We start from the raw sequence: 18,212 nt of genomic DNA on the forward strand, positions 1-18,212 counted from the left end.
CGCGGTCAGCGCCCGGCGAGCCACCCCTCGACCTCGTCGGCCGTGCGCGGGATGCCCGCCGACAGGTTCACGGCGCCGCTCTCGGTCACGAGGATGTCGTCTTCGATGCGCACGCCGATGCCGCGCAGCTCCTCGGGCACCGTCAGGTCGTCGGGCTGGAAGTAGAGCCCCGGCTCGATCGTGAAGACCATGCCCGGCTCGACGATCCCGTCGAGGTACATGTCGCGGCGCGCCTGCGCGCAGTCGTGCACGTCGAGGCCGAGGTGGTGCGAGGTGCCGTGCACCATGTAGCGGCGGTGGAACTGACGCTCCGGCGCCAGCGACTCCTCCGCCGTGCCCGGCAGCAGACCCCACTCGGCGGTCTTCTGCGCGATGACCTGCATCGCGGCGGCGTGCACCTCGCGGAAGCGGATGCCCGGCTTCACGATCGCGAAGGCCGCATCCGCCGCCTCGAGCACGGCGTCGTAGACGCGGCGCTGCACCTCGGTGAAGCTGCCGCTGATCGGCAGGGTGCGCGTGATGTCGGCGGTGTAGAGGCTGTCGAGCTCGATGCCGGCGTCGAGCAGGATCAGGTCGCCCGGCACGACCGGGCCGTCGTTGCGGGTCCAGTGCAGGATGCAGGCGTGCGGGCCGCTCGCCGCGATCGTGTCGTAGCCGACCGCGTTGCCGTCGGCGCGGGCGCGCCGGTTGAAGGTGCCCTCGACGAGGCGCTCGCCGCGCGGGTGGGCGATGATCTGCGGCAGGTCGGCGATCACGTCGTCGAAGCCCTGCTTGGTCGCGGCGACGGCCGCGGCGAGCTGCTCGATCTCCCAGGCGTCCTTGACCAGGCGCAGCTCGCTCAGATCGCGGGCGAGCACCGCATCCGCGTCGTCGTCGACCTCGGTCACGCCCTCGGCGGCCAGCAGCCGACGGCCGTCGATCTGGTCGGTCAGGTCACGATCGGCGCCGCGCACCAGGCGGGTGGTGGCATCCACGGCGTCGATCACGCCGGGCAGCTCGGTCAGGTCGCGGGTCGCGAGGCCGAGCTCGGCGGCGACGGCGTCGAGCGAGGGGCGCGCGCCGATCCAGAACTCGCCGATGTCGGGGTTGGCGTAGAACTCGTCGGTGCCGCGGCCGGCCGGAGCCCGGAAGTAGAGCACGGCATCATGGCCGGCGTCGTCGCCGGCGCCGGTGGGCTCGAGCACGAGCACGCTGCCGGGCACCGTGTCGGAGCCCCAGCCGGTGAGGTGCGAGAACGCCGAGTGCGCGCGGTAGGGATAGTCGGTGTCGTTCGAGCGCACCTTGGCCGGACCCGCGGGCACGATCAGGCGCTCGCCCGGGTGCAGCGCCGAGATGCGTCGGCGCTGCTCGGCGGCGTGCGCCGCCGCGTCGCGCGGGGCCACGGGCGCCTCGACCCGGTCGGCCCACTCCGAGGAGATGTAGGCCGCGAACGCGTCGGACGAGGGCGTCGTCGAACGGTTCTGCGTGGCGCGCGGCGGGGCGCTCTGCTCGCGCGACGAGGCGGTTCCGGATGCGGTGCGGGGGGAGTCGGCCATGCCTCCATCCTCCCACCGGCTCACGACACGCGCTCGAGCTGGGCGATCACCGGCCGGTGGTCGCTGCCCGCGTGGTCCTGATCGCGCACGACGCGGAAGCCCGTGAACCGCCAGTCGGAGCCGGCCAGAACGTGATCGATCGGCGCCCCCGCCTCGGCGGGGATGCGCGTCGGCCAGGTGCCGACCGCCGCATCCCCGGTCGCCTTCGCGCCGTCGTGGCAGTCGCCCAGCTCGCCCTCGCCGGCGAGGTGCGACCAGTGGTCGATCGTGCTGTTCAGGTCGCCGGCCATGATCAGGTCGGGTTCCTGGCACCGCGCGGCCAGCCACTCGAGTCCCTCGCGCCAGGCCGGCATCTCGCCGGGAACCGGGGCGACGGGATGCCCGGCGACGATCGCGGGCCCGTCGCCGTCGGCCGGGCGCCACAGCCCGCTCGGGATGACCCGGGTCGAGCCGGCCTCGCTGTCGGGCACGTAGCGGCCGAGGCTCGAGCTGATCAGCAGTGAGGTCGTGCGGGCCTTGGCGATCTGGTCGAAGGTGATGTTGTGCACGGCCATCGTGCGACCCTCGGCGCCCATGCGGTCGGCGATCTGCTGCGCGAGCTCCACGCTGGTCTCGGGCAGCACGACGATGTCGGCGTCATTGTCGAGTGCGAGCGTCGCGATGCGATCGGCGCCGGGCGCGTCGCCGAGCGTGTTCCAGCTCAGCACCGTCACGCCGCCCTCGCCCTTCGCGGCGAAGTGCTCGGAACCCCAGCCGCGCGACGCGAGCACGGCCGCCGACAGGCCGACGAACACGAGCAGCAGTACCGCCGCCGAGGCGCAGAACCGGCGAGCGCTCCGCGAGGCCAGCGCGATCACGAGCAGCACGACGACGGCCACCGCCGCCATCCCGCCGGCCAGCGCGCGCAGCGACACGAGCTGCGCGACTCCGGTCTGCGTCTGCAGGCCGAGCAGCTGGGGCCAGCCGGCGACCAGCAGGGCCGCGGCCAGCAGGAGCAGCGCCAGGGCGGCGATCACACGGCGGAACACGTCCCCGACCCTAGGCGTCACCCCGGAGAGGACCCTGACGATCGGCGGCCGCCGCGGCGGCGGCGGCTCGGCGCGGCGGCCTGCCGCACGCCTACGATGAGGGGATGCCCGCCGGAGACCACGCCGTATCCTCCGGCCACGCCGCCGACGGGCGGCGCGCATCCGGTCTCATCGACCTGCATACGCACAGTCGCGTCTCCGACGGAACGCAGACCCCCGCCGAGCTCGTCGCCGCCGGAGTGGATGCGGGCCTCGCCGTGCTCGGCATCACCGATCACGACTCGACCGCCGGCTGGGCCGAGGCCTTCGACGCCGCCCGCGGCACCGGCCTCACCGTGCTCCCCGGCCTGGAACTCAGCACCCAGCTCGACTACGCGAGCGTGCACATCCTGGGCTACCTGATCGATCCCGCGGATCCCGCGCTGCTCGCCGAGTCCGAGCGCACCCGCGAGGAGCGGCTGCACCGCGCCGAGACGATGGTCGCCCGCATCGCGAAGGACTACGACCTCAGCTGGGATGACGTGCTCGCGCAGACCGCGCCGGGCGCGACCGTCGGGCGGCCGCACATCGCCGACGCCCTCGTCGCCAAGGGCTTCGTGCCCGACCGCACGGCGGCGTTCGGCAGCATCCTGCACTGGCGCGGCGGGTACTACCGGCCGCACCGGGCGCCGGAGCCGACGGTCGGCATCCGCCTCATCGCCGAGGCCGGGGGAGTGCCCGTGATCGCGCATCCCGGAGCCCGCGGCCCCGAGCGGCTGTTCGCCGGCTCGCGCGTGCGATCGCTCGTCGACGCGGGGCTGATGGGCGTCGAGGTGCACCACCGCGACAACCCGCCCGAGGCGCGGGAGCTGTGGCTGCGGCGCGCGGCCGAGTACGGGCTGGTCGTCACCGGATCGAGCGACTACCACGGCGCCGGCAAGCCGAATCTGCTCGGCGAGAACAGCACCTCGCTCGAGGCCTACGCGCGCATCGTCGAGCTCGGCACGGGCTCGGCGCCGTTCACCGGCTGAGACAACGCGACGGCGACCGCGACGCGTCGACGGCGACCGCGACAAATCGACGGACCGACGTCAGCGGTCGAAGCGCGCGCCGTTGGGCCGCGACGGCATCGCCGCGAAGACCAGGGCGATCAGCGGGCCCACGTAGGGGATCGCGTGCAGCAGGTACAGCCAGCCGCTGTAGTCGGCGTCGTGCAGGCGGCGCACCCACAGCGCGATGAAGGGGATGACGCTGCCGAGATACCACACGCTCAGCGCGATGAGGAAGACGAACATCGCCCCGCCGGGCTGGATGCCGTCGCCGCTCGGCGAGGGCGTTCCGGTCGCGACGCCGACGATCACCCCGACGCCGCCGATCACGATCGTCACGGCGACCGCGAAGAACGCGACCCACCAGAACTCGCCGCGGCTGGCGCGGCCCGAGAAGCCGGCGTAGTTGCGGTAGAGCCGCGAGACGGCCTCGACCGGACCGGCGCCGGGCAGCGGCCGGTCGAGGCGGGGCCGACCCCGATCGTCGTGCGGGTCCTCGATCGGACCCAGGTCGGGGTCAGGCGCCTCGAACGTCATCGGCTTCGGCGGTCAGCGGCTCAGGATGCGCGGCTCAGCTCGCGGGCGGGGGCGTCGGAGCCCCGCTGCCGCTGCCGCCGCGACGGCGACGCGTGCGGCGACGGCGCTCGGGAGCGGCGCCGTCGTGCGTGCCGCCGCCCTCGCTGCGGGCCTCCTCGGTCGCGGTGCCGGTCGCGGCAGAGGCGGACGAGCCGCCCTCCGTCGATCCTCCGCCGGAACCCGAGCCGCGTCGACGGCTGCGCGAACGGCCCGAGCCGCTGCGGTCGCCACCGCGCTCGCCGCGGTCGCCACCGGGTCGGCGCTCCGCGTGCGGAGCGGCCGGCGACGGCTTGAGGCGGCCCTTCGAGCCCTCGGGGATGTTCAGGTCGCTGTAGAGGTGCGGCGACGACGAGTAGGTCTCGGTCGGCTCGGGCTGCCCGAACTCGAGGGCGCGGTTGATGAGCGCCCACTTGTGCAGGTCGTCCCAGTCGACGAAGGTCACCGCGGTGCCGGTCTTGCCGGCGCGGCCGGTGCGACCGGCGCGGTGCAGGTAGGTCTTCTCGTCGTCGGGGATCGTGTGGTTGATCACGTGCGTGACGTCGTCGACGTCGATGCCGCGGGCGGCCACGTCGGTCGCGATCAGCACATCCTTCTTGCCGGCCTTGAACGACGCCATCGAGCGCTCGCGCGCCTCCTGCGTCATGTCGCCGTGCACGGCCGCGGCGTTGAAGCCGCGGTCGTTGAGCTCCTCGACGAGCTTCGAGGCGGCCCGCTTGGTGCGGGTGAAGACGACGGTCTTGCCGCGGCCCTCGGCCTGCAGGATGCGCGCGACCACCTCGTCCTTGTCGAGGCTGTGCGCGCGGTAGACGAGGTGCTTGATGTTCGCCTGCAGCTGGCCCTCGTCGGGGTCGCTGGCGCGGATGTGGATCGGCCGGTTCATGAAACGGCGCGCGAGCGTGACGACCGGTCCCGGCATGGTGGCCGAGAACAGCATCGTGTGGCGCGTCGGCGGCGTCTGCGCGAACAGCTTCTCGACGTCGGGCAGGAAGCCCAGGTCGAGCATCTTGTCGGCCTCGTCGAGCACCATCACCTTGACGTTGGCGAGGCTCAGCAGGCGCTGGCCGGCGAGGTCGAGCAGACGGCCCGGGGTGCCGACGACGATCTGCGCCCCCGCCTTGATCTGCTCGATCTGGCCCTCGTAGGCCTTGCCGCCGTAGATCGCGACGACGCTCGTCGAGCGGTTCGAGGTGGCGAGCTCGAGGTCTTCGGCGACCTGCACGCAGAGCTCGCGGGTCGGCACGACCACGAGGGCCTGCACGCCCGGCTCGGGTTCGAGGCCGAGAGCCTGGATCACCGGGAGGCCGAAGCCGAAGGTCTTGCCGGTTCCGGTCTTCGCCTGGCCGATGATGTCCTGGCCGGCGAGCCCGAGCGGGATGGTCTGAGACTGGATCGGGAACGGGTCGACGATGCCTTGGGCAGCGAGTGCGTCGACGATGTCCTGGTCGATGTCAAGATCGGAGAAGGTCACTGATCACCTGTCGTGGAAGTCGATCCGCCCACTCTACCGGCCCGCGCGCATCCACCGGCCCCGCCCGACCGGGCGCCCGCCTCGCCTGCCCTACGATGAGGGCGTGGCGAACTGGTTCCGACGGCGGCGTTCCGCGACCCCGGCACCCGTGGTCGGCTCCCAGCGGTCGACGGTGACCGCGAAGGTCGAGCTCGCCGATCTGACCCCCGAGGTCGACGCCTATCTCGGGCGCGCCGCCTATCTGCAGCTCGCGCTGTTCGAAGACGTCTCGCGCGCGATCTCGGCCGCGCCGTCGACCGTCGCGAAGACCTCGCTGGCGCGCGTCGCCGGGCCGCACCTGGACGCGCACCGCGGGCTCGTCGCCGAGCTCGTGTCGCGCGGCGTCGATCCCGCCGTCGCGATGGAGCCGTACCGGCTCGACATCGACGACTTCCAGCGCCGCACGCTCGGCCAGGACTGGTTCGAGACGCTCACCACCTGCTACGTGACGGCCGGATTCCTGACGGACTTCTTCCTCGGCCTCGCCGCGGGCCTGCCGAGCGAGCTGAAGGCCCGGGTCGAGGCGCTCCTCGACGTCGAGGCCGGCGAGGACGTGCTCATCCAGGAGCTGCGCGACGGCATCGACGCGAACCCGCGTCTGGGCTCGCGACTCGCGATGTGGGGCCGTCGTCTGGTGGGCGACACGATGCTCGTGGCGCGATCGGCGCTGGGCGTCGGCGACGAGGCCCCGGGCGAGGAGCGCATCGAGCCGGTGTTCACCGAGCTCGTCGCGGCGCACACGCGACGCATGGATGCGCTGGGCCTGACCGCCTGAGCGGCTTGCTCTCGGCACGCTGGACGGAGCCGGAGCGCTGCCGGACGCGAGGCCGGGTCAGGAAGCCGTGCGACCGCCGGAGAGGTGGTGCAGGCGCTGGGCGTCGATGCTGTGGCGCGCGCGGTCGATCAGCAGCGCCACGACGATCGCGATCACGCCGGCGCCGCCCAGGGCGACGAGCCAGATCCACGGCTCGTCGGGCTTCCAGCCGAGCCAGGTGAGGCCGGTCCACGCGGCCGCGGTCCATGCCGCGCCGATCGCCGGCAGCAGCAGGATGCCGTACGACCGTCGCCCGGGGACGAGGTAGCGGATCACCGTCGCGATGCCGAGTCCGACGACCGTGGCGTAGACCATCTCCATGGCGGGAACCCTAGCGGACTCGCGTCAGGCGACGAAGCCGACGCGACGCGTCTCCTCGGCGCCGATCTCGAGGTACGAGAAGCTCGCGACGGGGACGATGTAGAGGCGGCCGCGCTCGTCGGTGAGCTTCAGGTACTTCTCCGACTCGAGGGCCTGCGACACGGTCTTCTCGATGTCCTCGGGGCTCTGGCTGGTCTCGAACGAGATCTCACGGGCGGAGTTGGCGATGCCGATGCGAATGTCCACGTGCACAGGCTAGCGAGAGCATCCGGCCCCGCGCGTCGATTCCGCCCACGGCAGAACGGGATGCGCGGCGCGCGTCGATCGGGTGTCGGAGCTCGTCGCTACCGTGGCTGACGTGCACCCCGATCCCTCGCAGCTCGCCGTCCTCGACCTGGCGCCCGGGGCGTCGGCGGTCGTCGTGGGCGCGCCGGGCTCGGGCCGCACCTCCACGCTGATCGAGCTCGTCGCCCGCCGGGTCGAGGCCGACGGATTCGCGCCCGACGAGGTCATCGCCCTCGCGGCCGGGCGGGCCAGCGCCACCCGTCTGCGCGATCGGCTGGCCGAGCGCCTGCGGGCCGTGCCCGACGCGCCGGTCTCCTCCGGACCGCTCGCCCGCACCATCCCGTCGCTCGCGTTCGACGCGGTCGTCGCGCGGGCCGCCGCCGAGGGCGCGCCGCGACCCCGCCTGCTCTCGGGGCCGGAGCAGGACCTCCTGATCGCCGAGCTGCTGCACGGCGCGATCGACGACGGCGGCGGCGCCGACTGGCCGCCGCATCTCTCGCCCGCCGTGCGCCGGCTCCCGGTGTTCCGCACCGAGCTGCGCGAGCTGCTCATGCGGCTCACGGAATACGACATCCCGACGCGACGGCTGAGGGCGGCTGGCGGCATCGCCGGCCGACCCGAATGGGTCGCCGCCGCGGAGTTCGCCGAGGAGTACCGCGCCGTCGTCTCGGCGGTCGGCGGCAGCTCGCTCGACCCCGCCGAGCTCATGGCCTACGCCGACGCGGCGGTGCGCGCCGGGCACACCGGCGAGCGCCTCGCCCGGGCGCGTCTCGTCGTGGTCGACGACCTGCAGCAGGCGACGGAGGGCGCGATGCGGCTGCTCGCGGCGATCGCGGCGCGCGGCGTGCCGATCGTCGCCTTCGGCGATCCCGACGTCGCGACCGAGTCGTTCCGCGGTGGCGAGGCCGACGCCCTCGCGGCGTTCCCGGAGCGGATGGGGGTGCCGGTCGTGTCGCTGCGGCTGCAGCAGGTGCACCGGCAGTCGCCGGCGCTGCGCGCGCTGACGACCGAGGTCACCGGGCGCATCGGCGCGGCCGGCGCGGGCACGCAGCGGGCGGCCGCGGCGAGCGGCGACGACGATCCGGCGGCCCTGTCGGCGATCGCCGCGGCGACGCCCGCCGCCGAGCACCGCGCGATCGCGCGCGTGCTGCGCGAGCGCCACCTGCTCGACGGCGTGCCGTGGTCGCAGCTCGCGGTCGTGGTGCGGTCGGGCGCGGCGATCCCGGCGCTCTCGCGAGCGCTCGCGCTCGCTCAGGTGCCGACGCGGTCCACCGCCGGGAGTCGCGCGCTGCGCGACGACCCCGCGGCGGCGGCGCTGCTCGAGCTCGTGTCGGTGGGAACCGGTCGACTCGCGCTCGACGGTCTCGTGGCGGAGCGCATCCTGACCGGCCCCTTCGGCGGGCTGGACCCGGTGGCGCTGCGGCGCCTGCGCGTGGCTCTGCGCGCCGAGGAGCTGGCCGGCGGCGGCACGCGGCTGGGCGCCGCGCTGCTGGCCGAGGCGCTCGACGACGAGCACGGATTCGCCACGATCGATCATCAGGTCGGCCGACGGGCGGCGCGGACCGCGCGACTGCTGGCGCGGCTCCGTGCCGAGAGCGCGCGCGGGGCGAGCGCGGAGGAGCTGCTCTGGACGGCGTGGGAGCGCAGCGGCGTCGCCGACGACTGGCGCACGACGGCGCTCGGCACCGGCATCGCGGCCGAGGAGACGAATCGCGCGCTCGACGGCGTCGTCGCGCTGTTCGCCGCGGCGCGCCGCTTCGTCGAGCGCGAACCCGAGCGCGAAGCCGAGGCGTTCCTCGCCTCGGTGCTCGACGCCGACATCCCGGAGGACACGCTCGCTCCCCGCACCTCCGGCGAGGCGGTGCTGGTCACGACTCCATCGGGTGCGGTCGGGATCGAGGTCGACACGGTCGTCGTCGCCGGGCTGCAGGACGGCCAGTGGCCGAACCTGCGGCCCCGCGGCTCGCTGCTGCGCGCCGGCGAGCTCGGCGACGCGATCGCCCGACTCGACGCCTTCGGCCAGGTCGGCGGGGCGAGCTCGGCAGCGACCGAGCCGGCGCCGTCGAGCGCCGCGACCGCCGTGCCGGCCGCCGGCGTGATCGACGAACGACGCGCCGTGCTCGCCGACGAGCTGCGGATGTTCGCTCTCGCCGTCTCGCGGGCGTCGCGACGTGTGGTGCTCGCCGCCGTGGCGGGCGACGACGAGGTGCCGAGCCCGTTCCACGGCTTCGCCCGGCGGGTCGCCGGCGACGCGCTCGTCGAGCCCGACGGGGATGCGGTTCCGCTCGACCTTCGCGGTATGACGGGCCGGCTGCGTCGCGCGCTCACCCAGCCCGGGGCCGCGCCCGAGCAGCGGCGCAGCGCGGCCGGCGCCCTGGCGCGACTGGCCGCGGCCGAGGTGCCGGGCGCCGACCCGGCGACCTGGCACGGACTTCTCGCCGCCTCCACGGATGCGCCGCTGCACGACCTCGGCGACCCGGAGGTGCGGGTGCCCGTGTCGCCGTCGGCGCTCGGCACGCTGGAGCGCTCGGCCATGGAGTGGTTCGTCGAGCGGATGGCGGGCAGCAGCTCGTCGCTCAGCGCGAACATCGGCTCGCTCGTGCACCACGCACTCGAGCACGCGGTGGATGCGGATCCCGAGCACCTCTGGCAGCTGGTCGAGTCGCGCTGGGGGGAGCTGACCTTCGACTCGCCCTGGGCCGAGGAGGTGGAGCGCCGCCGGGCTCGCACCGCGGTGACGGCACTCGCCTCCTACCTGCGCACGGTCGAGGCCGAGGGGGTAGTGCTGGTCAGCGCGGAGGGCTCGTTCCGCCTCGACGTCGCACCCGCCGTCGTCAACGGCAAGATCGACCGCGTCGAGTCGCACGGCGGGCGCATCGTCATCGTCGACCTGAAGACGGGCTCGGTCGTGAGCGCGCGCGAGGCCGAGTCGCATCCGCAGATGTCGGCCTATCAGCTCGCCTACGACGGCGGGGTGCTCGACGGGCTGCCCGAGGGGAACAGCGCCGGCGGCGCCCGGCTGCTGTTCACGAAGAAGGGCGTCGCGGGTAAGCCCTACACGCTGCGCGATCAGGCGCCGCTCGCGCCGGAGCAGCTCGAGGAGTTCCGGGGCACGCTGCGCGCCGCGGCTGTGACGATCGCGGGGCCGGCCTATCCCGCGACGCTGATCGACGACCCCTTCGAGCACGGCGGCGCGCTGCGTGCCGTGCACCTGCCGGGGGAGGTCACCGGTGACTGAGAGGACCGAGGTGGAGACGACCGGCGCGCTGTCGGAGGCGGACTCGGACACGAGGACTGACCCCGCGACGGCGGCGACGGACGTCGCAGTGAGCGACGGAGCGCGCGAGCTCGTGCCCCGGCTCTCGGCGCGCGAGATCGCCGCGGCGCTCGAGCTGCCGCCGCCGACCGACGAGCAGGTGGCCGTGATCGAGTCGCCGCTCGCGCCGGCGCTCGTCGTGGCCGGCGCCGGAAGCGGCAAGACCGAGACGATGGCCTCGCGCGTGCTGTGGCTGGTCGCGAACGGCTTCGTCGACCCCGCGCAGATCCTCGGGCTCACCTTCACCCGCAAGGCCGCCGGCGAGCTGGGCGAGCGCATGCGGCGCCGCATCGCGCAGCTGCGGGCGATCGGGCTCGTGCCCGAGCGCGCCGACGCGGTCGACGACCCCGCCGCCGATCTGCTCGACACCCCGACGATCGCGACCTACAACGCCTTCGCCAGCGCGATCTTCCGCGACAACGCGCCGCTCGTCGGCTACGACGGCGACGCGGTGCTGCTCGGCGAGGCGGCGACCTGGCTGATGGCGCGCGAGCTCGTCGCGCGCAGCGCCGACCTGCGCCTGGCCGACACCGAGAAGTCGGTGGATGTGCTCACGACCGCGGTCGTCACGCTCTCGAACCAGCTCGGCGAGAACGTCGCCGATGCCGAGGCGGTGCGTGCCATGTCGGCCGACTTCGGCACCCTCCGCGACCTGCCGCTCGGCGGCACCAAGGCCTACAGGGGCGACGGCGAGCTCGGGATCATCGAGCGGGTCGCCGCCCTCCCCGCGCTGCTCGACCTGGCGCTCGAGCTGCGGCGCGCCAAGCGCGAGCGCGCGGCGATCGAGTTCAGCGACCAGGTCGCGACGGCGCTGCGCATCGTCGAGGCCAACCCGCACGTCGTCGAGGAGCTGCGCACGCGGTACCGCGTCGTCATCCTGGACGAGTACCAGGACACGAGCGTCGTGCAGACCCGGCTGCTCGCGGGGCTGTTCCGCGCGCATCCGGTCATGGCGGTCGGCGACCCGAACCAGTCGATCTACGGCTGGCGCGGCGCGAGCGCCGCGGGGCTGGCGCAGTTCGGCGCCTGGTTCGGCGACCGCGACCCCGACCGCGATCGCGACGACCGGACCGAGACGGGGACTCCGCGGACGCCGGGATCCGCGCCCACCGCCGCGCGCTTCGACCTCAGCACGAGCTGGCGCAACGGCCGCCGCATCCTCGACGCCGCCAACGTGCTGATCGCGCCGCTCGCGGGGGGCGCGGGGCGCGGCGCCTCGGTCGCGGTGCGCGAGCTGGGCGCGCGGCCGGGCGCCGACGAGCATCCGATCGAGCTGCGCTATCCCGAGACGGTCGTCGACGAGGCGGATGCGGTGGCGGCGTGGTTCCGCGACCGGCTGGCCGATCCGGGGGAGTGGAAGGACGTCGACGGCGTCGCCACGCCGCCGTCGGCCGCGCTCATCCTGCGGGCGCGCGCCACGCTCGAGCAGTTCCTGCGCGCGTTCCGCTCGGCGGGAGTGCCGTACCACGTGCTCGGCGTCGGCGGCCTGCTGGCCGAGCCGCTCGTGGCCGACCTGGTCGCCGCGCTCGCCGTGCTCGACGACCCGCGGGCGAACTCCGAGCTCATCCGCCTGCTGGTGGGCTCGCGCTGGCGGCTCGGCACCGCCGACGTGGCGGCGCTGCACGAGCTCGCGCGCTGGCTCGAGCGTCGCGACCTCGCCCAGCAGCCGCTCGATCCGGAGGTCGTGCGGGCGCTGCGCGGCTCGCTCGCCGACGACGACAGCGCGTCGCTGGTCGACGCGCTCGACTTCGTCGCCACGGCGCGCGACGATCACCGCGCGCTCGGCGGCTTCAGCGACGAGGGGCTGCGGCGACTCCGTGAGGCGGGCACGCTGTTCGCCGGGCTGCGGCGCCGCGTGCGCCTCGACCTCGACGATCTGGTGACCATCGTCATCCAAGAGCTGGGCCTCGACATCGAGGCCGCCGCCAACGAGACGCGCGCCGGCTCGGGGCGGGTGCTCGAGGCGTTCTTCGACGCGCTCGCGGGGTTCCAGCAGATCGGCCAGCAGGCCTCGCTGCGGGCGTTCCTCGGCTGGCTGCGCGAGGCGGAGGCGCGCGAACGCTTGTCGCCGCGCTCGGATCCGCCCGAGCCGGGCTGCGTGCAGATCATCACGATCCACGGCGCGAAGGGTCTCGAGTGGGACCTCGTCGCCGTCTCGCGCCTGGTGACCGACGAGATGCCGTCGAAGGTGCGCGACGCCTCGGGATGGCTGGCCTTCGGCCAGCTGCCCTACGAGTTCCGCGGCGACGCCGATGCGCTCGCGCCGCTCGACTGGCGCACGGTCGAGACGCGCGCCGAGCTGAAGAGGCGCATCGAGGGCTTCAAGACCGAGTTCAGGGCCGATCAGCTCGCCGAGGACCGCCGGCTCGCCTACGTCGCGGTGACGCGCGCGCGCCGCCGGCTGCTGCTCACCGGGTCGTTCTGGTCGTCGCAGAAGGAGTCCCGCGCGCCCGGAGCGTTCCTGCAGGAGCTCGCCGAGGCTGGACTGCTGCAGGCGCTGCCGGAGGCCCCGGTCAACGAGACGAATCCGCTGGCGGTCGAGCCCGAGCGCGTCGCCTGGCCGCGCGAGCCGCTCGGCTCGCGGCGGGCGCGCGTGGAGGCCGCCGCCGACTACGTGCGGCGCGCCGACCCGGAGCACGCCGGCGCGTGGGCGCGCGACGTGGAGCTGCTGCTCGAAGAGCGTCGCCAGCGCCTCGCCGGAGCGGATGCGGCCGTCGTGCCCGAGCGCATCCCGGCCTCGCGCTTCAAGGACTGGGTCGACGACCCCGCCGCCGTGCTCGCCGAGCTGCGGCGCCCGATGCCCGAGCGTCCCTATCGAGCGACCCGGCTCGGCACGCTGTTCCACGCCTGGGTCGAGCACCGCAGCGATCCGGATGCCGCCATGGCCGGCTTCGACGAGCTGGATGCGCTCGCGACCGAGCTCGACGGCGGCGACGATGATCGGCTCACGGCGGTCGACGCCGAGCGCTTCGCGCAGCTGCGGGCGACCTTCGAGGCCTCGCCCTGGGCGGCGCGGCGCCCGGTCGACGTCGAGCGCGAGATCCACCTGCCGCTGGGCGGGCGCACGGTCGTGTGCAAGATCGACGCCGTCTACGCCGACGGTGAGCCGGGCTCGGAGCGCTTCGAGATCGTCGACTGGAAGACCGGCCGTGCGCCTCGCGATGCGCGCGACCGCGAGCTCAAGCAGCTGCAGCTCGCGCTCTACCGGCTCGCCTACGCCCGCTGGCGCGGCGTCGATCCCGAGCGCATCGACGCGGCGTTCTACTTCGTGGCCGACGACGAGGTGCTGCGCCCCGAGCGGGTCGACGACGCCGAGGAGCTCGCCGCCCGCTGGCAGGCTGCGATGACCCGCCTCACGCCGGGCGACGCGGAGGCGGTGCATCCCCGCCGGTGATGGCGGTGATGAGCGCCTCGACCGGCTCGCGCGGCGCGCGGGGATTGTCGAGCAGGGTGAAGTCGATCTCGCGCAGCAGTGGCAGCCCGAGCTGCGCGGTGACGTCGCGCAGGTTCTCGGGCACGAGGTTCTGCGGCAGCACCGTGACCCCGAGCCCGGCGCGCAGGGCCGCGTGCACACCGTTGATCTCGCGCACCGTGCAGGTGATGCGCCAGCTGCGGCCCACATCCTCGAGCGCCTGAATCGCGACCGACCGCGAGAGACTCGGCGCCTGGTACGCGACCAGGGGGAGCGGGGCGTCCGGGTCGATCTCGAGGTCGCGGTGCGCGACCCAGACGAGCCGCTCGCGGCGGACGAGCCGGCCCTCGGCGCGCCCGGACTCCTGCTTCACGAACACGAGATCGAGGGCGCCGGCGGCCAGGCGACGGGCGAGCATCCCGCTCTGCGCGACCGTCAGCTCGAGCGTGATCTGCGGGTGCACGCGGCGGAATCGACGCAGGATGCGCGGCAGCTCGGTCTGGGCGAGGTCGTCGGCCGATCCGAAGCGCAGACGGCCGCGCATGGCCGAGCCGCTGAAGTAGGCCGCGGCGCCGTCGTGCGCCGAGAGGATGCCGCGGGCGAATCCCAGCATCGCGCGGCCGTTGTCGGTCAGCGCGACCTGGCGGGTGTCGCGCTGCACCAGCGCCCGGCCGGCGGCGGCTTCGAGGCGCTGCACGTGCTGGCTGACGGTCGGCTGGCTCAGGCCGAGCTGCTCGGCGGCGCGCGTGAAGCTCAGGGTCTCGGCCACGGCGGCGAAGGTGCGCAGCAGCTGCGGATCGAACATCCTGGGCTCCCGTCATTGATGAACTCAATGAGACTAATAGCGGTGATCGGGTCGAGCAATGATGCCCGATGTGGTCATCTGGGAGGGTGAGTTCTCGACCCGCCCGCAGCGCAGCGCCGATCGTCGATCCGACCGTGACCGAGCCCATCCCGGTGCTGGAGCAGAGGCCCCGCTGGCGCGACACCGTCAGCGCGCTGCGGGCGCACAACTACCGGCTCTACCTGCTGGGCCAGGTCTTCGCCAACACGGGCGGCTGGATGGCGCGCATCGCGATCGACTGGCTCGTGCTCGAGCTGACCGGCAATGTCGCGCTGGTCGGCCTGGCCGTGACCCTGCAGTTCGCCCCCACACTACTGCTCGGGCCCTGGGCCGGCGTCATCTCCGACCGGTTCCGACGGCACAGCGTGCTCATCGCGACGCAGAGCGTCGGCACGATCGCCAACGCCGTGCTGGCGGTGCTCGTGCTGACCGGCGCCATCGCGGCGTGGCACGTCTTCGTCGTCGCGGGGGTGACGGGCGTCTCGATGGCGATCGACGGGCCGTCGCGCTCGGCGTTCGTGGCCGAGATGGTCGGCACCCACCGCCTGCGCAACGCGATCAGCATCAACGCGACGATCTTCCACCTCGGCGGACTGCTCGGCCCCGCGATCAGCGGCGTGCTGATCGTGCTCGTCGGGTCGGGCGTCTCGATCGCCATCAACGCCGGCACCTCGCTCGTCGCCGTGCTCGCGCTCGTGCTGATGCGGCGCCACGAGCTCATCGCGGTGGCACGCACGCCCGCGGCGCCGGGCCAGATCCGCGAGGCGCTGCGCTACCTCGTGCGCAAGCCCACCATCCTGTGGCCGATGGTCGTGCTCGCCTCGGTCGCGATCTTCGGGATGAACCTGCCCGTGCTGTTCACGGCGGCGGCGAACGAGGGCTACCACACGGGCGCCGCCGGCTACGGGCTCTACAGCTCGCTCGCCGCGGTGGGCGCGTTCATCGGCGCGATCCTCTCGACGCGCCGCCGGGCGCTGCGGCTGCGGGCGATCGTCGGCGCCGCCATCCTGTACGGCGTGGTCACGATGCTCGCCGGCGTCGCGCCCATCGTGCTCGTGTTCCTCGGCGCGCTCGTCGGCATCGGCATCACGCGAGTGACCTTCGCGACCGGAGCCGAGTCGCTCACCCAGCTGTCGACGAACCTGGCGATCCGCGGGCGGATCATGTCGTTCTACCTCATGACGGTGGTCGGCGGTCAGGCCCTCGGCGGCGTGCTCATGGGCGCGATCGCGGAATCGTTCGGGCCGACCGTCGCCTTCGTCGTCGCCGGGGGAGTGCCCGCGCTCACGGCGACGACCGTCGCGATCGTGCTCGCCCGCCGCGGGCGCCTCGGACTCACCTTCGCGCTGCCGTGGCGCGGACGCTTCGTGCGGATCGTGCCGCGCGCGATCTGAGTGCGCGAACCTCTGCTCGCGCCGGGGCCTCAGCTCGCCTTCTCGACCCGGTCCTTCTCGACGCGGTCCTTCTCGATGCCGTCGAGCAGCTGCTCGACGTCGGTCACGGCCAGAACGGGCGCGGTGGGCGGCCCGAGCTGGTTGCCGAGCTGGGACTGCACGTCGTCGACCAGACCGTGCAGCATCCGCACCGCGTCGTCGACGATGTCGGTGCTGCGCGTCTGGGTGCCGTGCAGCAGCCAGCTCGCGATCTCGAGCTCGGCGTAGAAGCTCGCGCGCGCGCCGATCTGGCGGTCCGCGGCCGGACGCGCCTGCAGGTAGGCCGCGATGGCCGTCTCGGCCAGCTCGCTGCGGCGGCCCGAGAACAGCCAGGCCAGGTCGCGCGCCGGGTCGGCGACGCGCAGCTCGTGCCAGTCGAGCACGCCGACGACCTGCTCGGCGTGGCTGAGCACGGTGTCGGCGCCGAGGTCGCCGTTGATCACGGTGGGCTGGTACTGCCAGAGGCGGTCGTCGGCGAGGGCGCCCTCCCAGCGCTCGCGCAGCGCGGCCGGCAGCAGACCGGTCTCGATCGCCTTGGCGACGAGCGCACCCGAGGTCTGGTGCGCGTGCACCGGGCCGAGCGAGGGGAGGCCCACCTCGGTGACGCAGCTGGTCGGCAGCGAGTGGATGGCGGCGATGGCCTGGCCGATCGACGCGGCCAGATCGGCGGTCAGCGACGAGACCGGCGTCTTGGATCCGCCGACGAACTCGTAGACGACGGCGCGCGTGCCGTCGACCGGGGTCTGGCCCGCCGGTGTAGTCACCTCGAAGGGCAGACGCGACCGGGTTCCGGCCGTCAGCGCGCCGAGCGCCAGCAGGTCGGCCGACTGGCGCGACTCCGCCGCCTCGGTGCGCGGAACCCGCACGACGAACCAGCGCTCGTCGCGCGTGCTCAGCAGAGCGGTGTCGAAGTCGCCGCCCGCGGCGCCGATCCGCGAGGCCGCGACCACGTCGAGCCCGGCCACAGCCGAGGTGGCGAGCGCGGCTAGAGTGAGAGGGGTTCTGGCCATGCCCCACAGGGTAGGTCGGCGAGCCCCGCGCGAAGCCCGCGCCACGCCCGTGCCCGCCCGTTCCGCAGTCAGGCCGACATCCATCCGCGAAGCGCCGACGCATCCCGTCGGCGAGCCAGGAGGCCCCGTGACCCCGTCGTTCGCCGAGCGGCTCACCCTCGCCCGTGCCGAGCTCGACCGCGATCATCTGACGCGAGCGACGCCGATCGACGAGCTGCTGGCGACACCCGGCGCGCGCACGGTGCTGCTGCACGACGGTCAGGCGCTCGTCGACGGCGCCGCTCTCGTGCTGCTGCCGCCGGCCTCGACGGCCGCGACGACCGCGGCGCAGGGCGGCTTCGCGCTCTATCTGGGGCGCACGCTCGCGGGCGCTCCGGATGCGGACCTCGACGCGCCCGTGATCGCGCTGGTCGTCACCGACGACGACGCCGCCGAGCGCGCGCTGGCCAGCGCCCGCGAGTCGGGGCGCGATCTCGCCTGGGGCGACCTGCGTCGCCTCGGCGCGGAGATGTCCACGCGCGACGCCGGCATCTTCACCGAGGCCCTCGCCCTGGCCAACTGGCACCGCTCCTACGGCTTCGCTCCCGCATCCGGTCGCGCCACCGAGCTGCGCCAGGGCGGCTGGGTGCGGGTGGACGCCGACACCGGCAAGGAGTTCTTCCCCCGCACCGACGCCGCGATCATCGTGGGCGTCATCGACGCCGACGACCGCCTGCTGCTCGGCTCGAACGCGCTCTGGCCGGCCGATCGCTTCTCGCTGCTGGCCGGCTTCGTCGAGCCGGGCGAGTCGCTCGAGGCGGCCGTGCAGCGCGAGGTGTTCGAGGAGTCGGGGGTGCGCGTCGTCGAGCCGCGCTACCTGGGCAGCCAGCCGTGGCCGTTCCCGGCGTCGCTCATGGTCGGCTTCCTCGCGCGGGTCGCCGACGGCGCGAGCGTCGAGACGCGTCCCGATGGCGAGGAGATCCTCGACCTGCGCTGGTTCACCCGCGCCGAGCTCGCGGCGGCCGTCGCCGACGCGACCCTGCGGCTGCCCGGTCGCAGCTCGATCGCCCGCGCGATCATCGAGGAGTGGTACGGCGGCGACCTCGGCGACGACAGCTGGTGAG

At 74.0% G+C, this 18,212-nt stretch carries 14 protein-coding genes; 6 read left to right on the forward strand and 8 right to left on the reverse strand.

Annotated elements, in window-relative coordinates:
* Positions 1-5 precede the first annotated feature (5 nt).
* Positions 6-1,535, reverse strand: a complete 1,530-nt coding sequence (locus tag FJ658_RS07860; RefSeq protein WP_141144797.1) for an aminopeptidase P family protein — start codon at positions 1,533-1,535, stop codon at positions 6-8.
* A 20-nt stretch (positions 1,536-1,555) separates the two neighbouring features.
* On the reverse strand, positions 1,556-2,563 hold the full coding sequence (locus tag FJ658_RS07865) for an endonuclease/exonuclease/phosphatase family protein (RefSeq protein WP_141144798.1): 1,008 nt from the start codon (positions 2,561-2,563) through the stop codon (positions 1,556-1,558).
* Between the two features lie 104 nt (positions 2,564-2,667).
* Here FJ658_RS07865 and FJ658_RS07870 point away from each other — a divergent pair, with 104 nt between their 5' ends.
* On the forward strand, positions 2,668-3,573 hold the full coding sequence (locus tag FJ658_RS07870) for a PHP domain-containing protein (protein WP_141144799.1): 906 nt from the start codon (positions 2,668-2,670) through the stop codon (positions 3,571-3,573).
* A 60-nt stretch (positions 3,574-3,633) separates the two neighbouring features.
* Here the strand turns inward: FJ658_RS07870 and FJ658_RS07875 are convergent, their stop codons facing one another.
* On the reverse strand, positions 3,634-4,128 hold the full coding sequence (locus FJ658_RS07875; protein WP_141144800.1) for a DUF805 domain-containing protein: 495 nt from the start codon (positions 4,126-4,128) through the stop codon (positions 3,634-3,636).
* A 34-nt stretch (positions 4,129-4,162) separates the two neighbouring features.
* Positions 4,163-5,635: a DEAD/DEAH box helicase gene (locus tag FJ658_RS07880; protein WP_141144801.1), complete on the reverse strand. Its 1,473-nt coding sequence runs from the start codon at positions 5,633-5,635 to the stop codon at positions 4,163-4,165.
* A 103-nt stretch (positions 5,636-5,738) separates the two neighbouring features.
* On the opposite strand from FJ658_RS07880, the gene FJ658_RS07885 reads away from it, so the two are divergent.
* Positions 5,739-6,449 (forward strand): ferritin-like fold-containing protein, encoded by a 711-nt coding sequence (locus tag FJ658_RS07885; protein ID WP_255447620.1) that lies wholly within the window; start codon positions 5,739-5,741, stop codon positions 6,447-6,449.
* A gap of 57 nt (positions 6,450-6,506) precedes the next feature.
* On the opposite strand, the gene FJ658_RS07890 is transcribed toward FJ658_RS07885, so the two are convergent.
* Together FJ658_RS07890 and FJ658_RS07895 are read right to left on the reverse strand one after the other, a co-directional pair.
* Positions 6,507-6,809 carry a hypothetical protein gene (locus FJ658_RS07890; protein ID WP_141144803.1) on the reverse strand — a complete coding sequence of 101 codons (303 nt, stop codon included), beginning with the start codon at positions 6,807-6,809 and terminating at the stop codon, positions 6,507-6,509.
* A gap of 24 nt (positions 6,810-6,833) precedes the next feature.
* The gene (locus tag FJ658_RS07895; protein WP_141144804.1) at positions 6,834-7,055 is read right to left on the reverse strand and encodes a DUF3107 domain-containing protein; all 222 of its coding nucleotides are present in this window, start codon (positions 7,053-7,055) and stop codon (positions 6,834-6,836) included.
* Positions 7,056-7,167: 112 nt separating this feature from the next.
* On the opposite strand from FJ658_RS07895, the gene FJ658_RS07900 reads away from it, so the two are divergent.
* Positions 7,168-10,332, forward strand: coding sequence for a PD-(D/E)XK nuclease family protein (locus tag FJ658_RS07900; RefSeq protein ID WP_181408375.1), 3,165 nt, complete (start codon positions 7,168-7,170; stop codon positions 10,330-10,332).
* A gap of 88 nt (positions 10,333-10,420) precedes the next feature.
* Positions 10,421-13,804, forward strand: coding sequence for an ATP-dependent DNA helicase (locus FJ658_RS07905; RefSeq protein ID WP_141144806.1), 3,384 nt, complete (start codon positions 10,421-10,423; stop codon positions 13,802-13,804).
* On the opposite strand, the gene FJ658_RS07910 is transcribed toward FJ658_RS07905, so the two are convergent.
* Positions 13,764-14,627 carry a LysR substrate-binding domain-containing protein gene (locus FJ658_RS07910; RefSeq protein ID WP_141144807.1) on the reverse strand — a complete coding sequence of 288 codons (864 nt, stop codon included), beginning with the start codon at positions 14,625-14,627 and terminating at the stop codon, positions 13,764-13,766. The genes FJ658_RS07905 and FJ658_RS07910 overlap by 41 nt on opposite strands.
* An 86-nt stretch (positions 14,628-14,713) precedes the next feature.
* Here FJ658_RS07910 and FJ658_RS07915 point away from each other — a divergent pair, with 86 nt between their 5' ends.
* Positions 14,714-16,060 carry an MFS transporter gene (locus FJ658_RS07915; RefSeq protein WP_255447621.1) on the forward strand — a complete coding sequence of 449 codons (1,347 nt, stop codon included), beginning with the start codon at positions 14,714-14,716 and terminating at the stop codon, positions 16,058-16,060.
* A gap of 29 nt (positions 16,061-16,089) precedes the next feature.
* On the opposite strand, the gene FJ658_RS07920 is transcribed toward FJ658_RS07915, so the two are convergent.
* A complete protein-coding gene (locus tag FJ658_RS07920; protein WP_141144809.1) occupies positions 16,090-17,109 on the reverse strand; it encodes a phosphotransferase in 1,020 nt (339 codons plus the stop codon).
* A gap of 127 nt (positions 17,110-17,236) precedes the next feature.
* Between FJ658_RS07920 and nudC the strand changes: the two genes are divergently transcribed.
* Entirely contained in the window at positions 17,237-18,211 is a 975-nt protein-coding gene (gene nudC / locus FJ658_RS07925) for an NAD(+) diphosphatase (protein ID WP_181408376.1), read from the forward strand.
* Position 18,212 lies beyond the last annotated feature (1 nt).

This window comes from Schumannella sp. 10F1B-5-1 (assembly GCF_006517535.1).
GTDB lineage: Bacteria > Actinomycetota > Actinomycetes > Actinomycetales > Microbacteriaceae > Schumannella.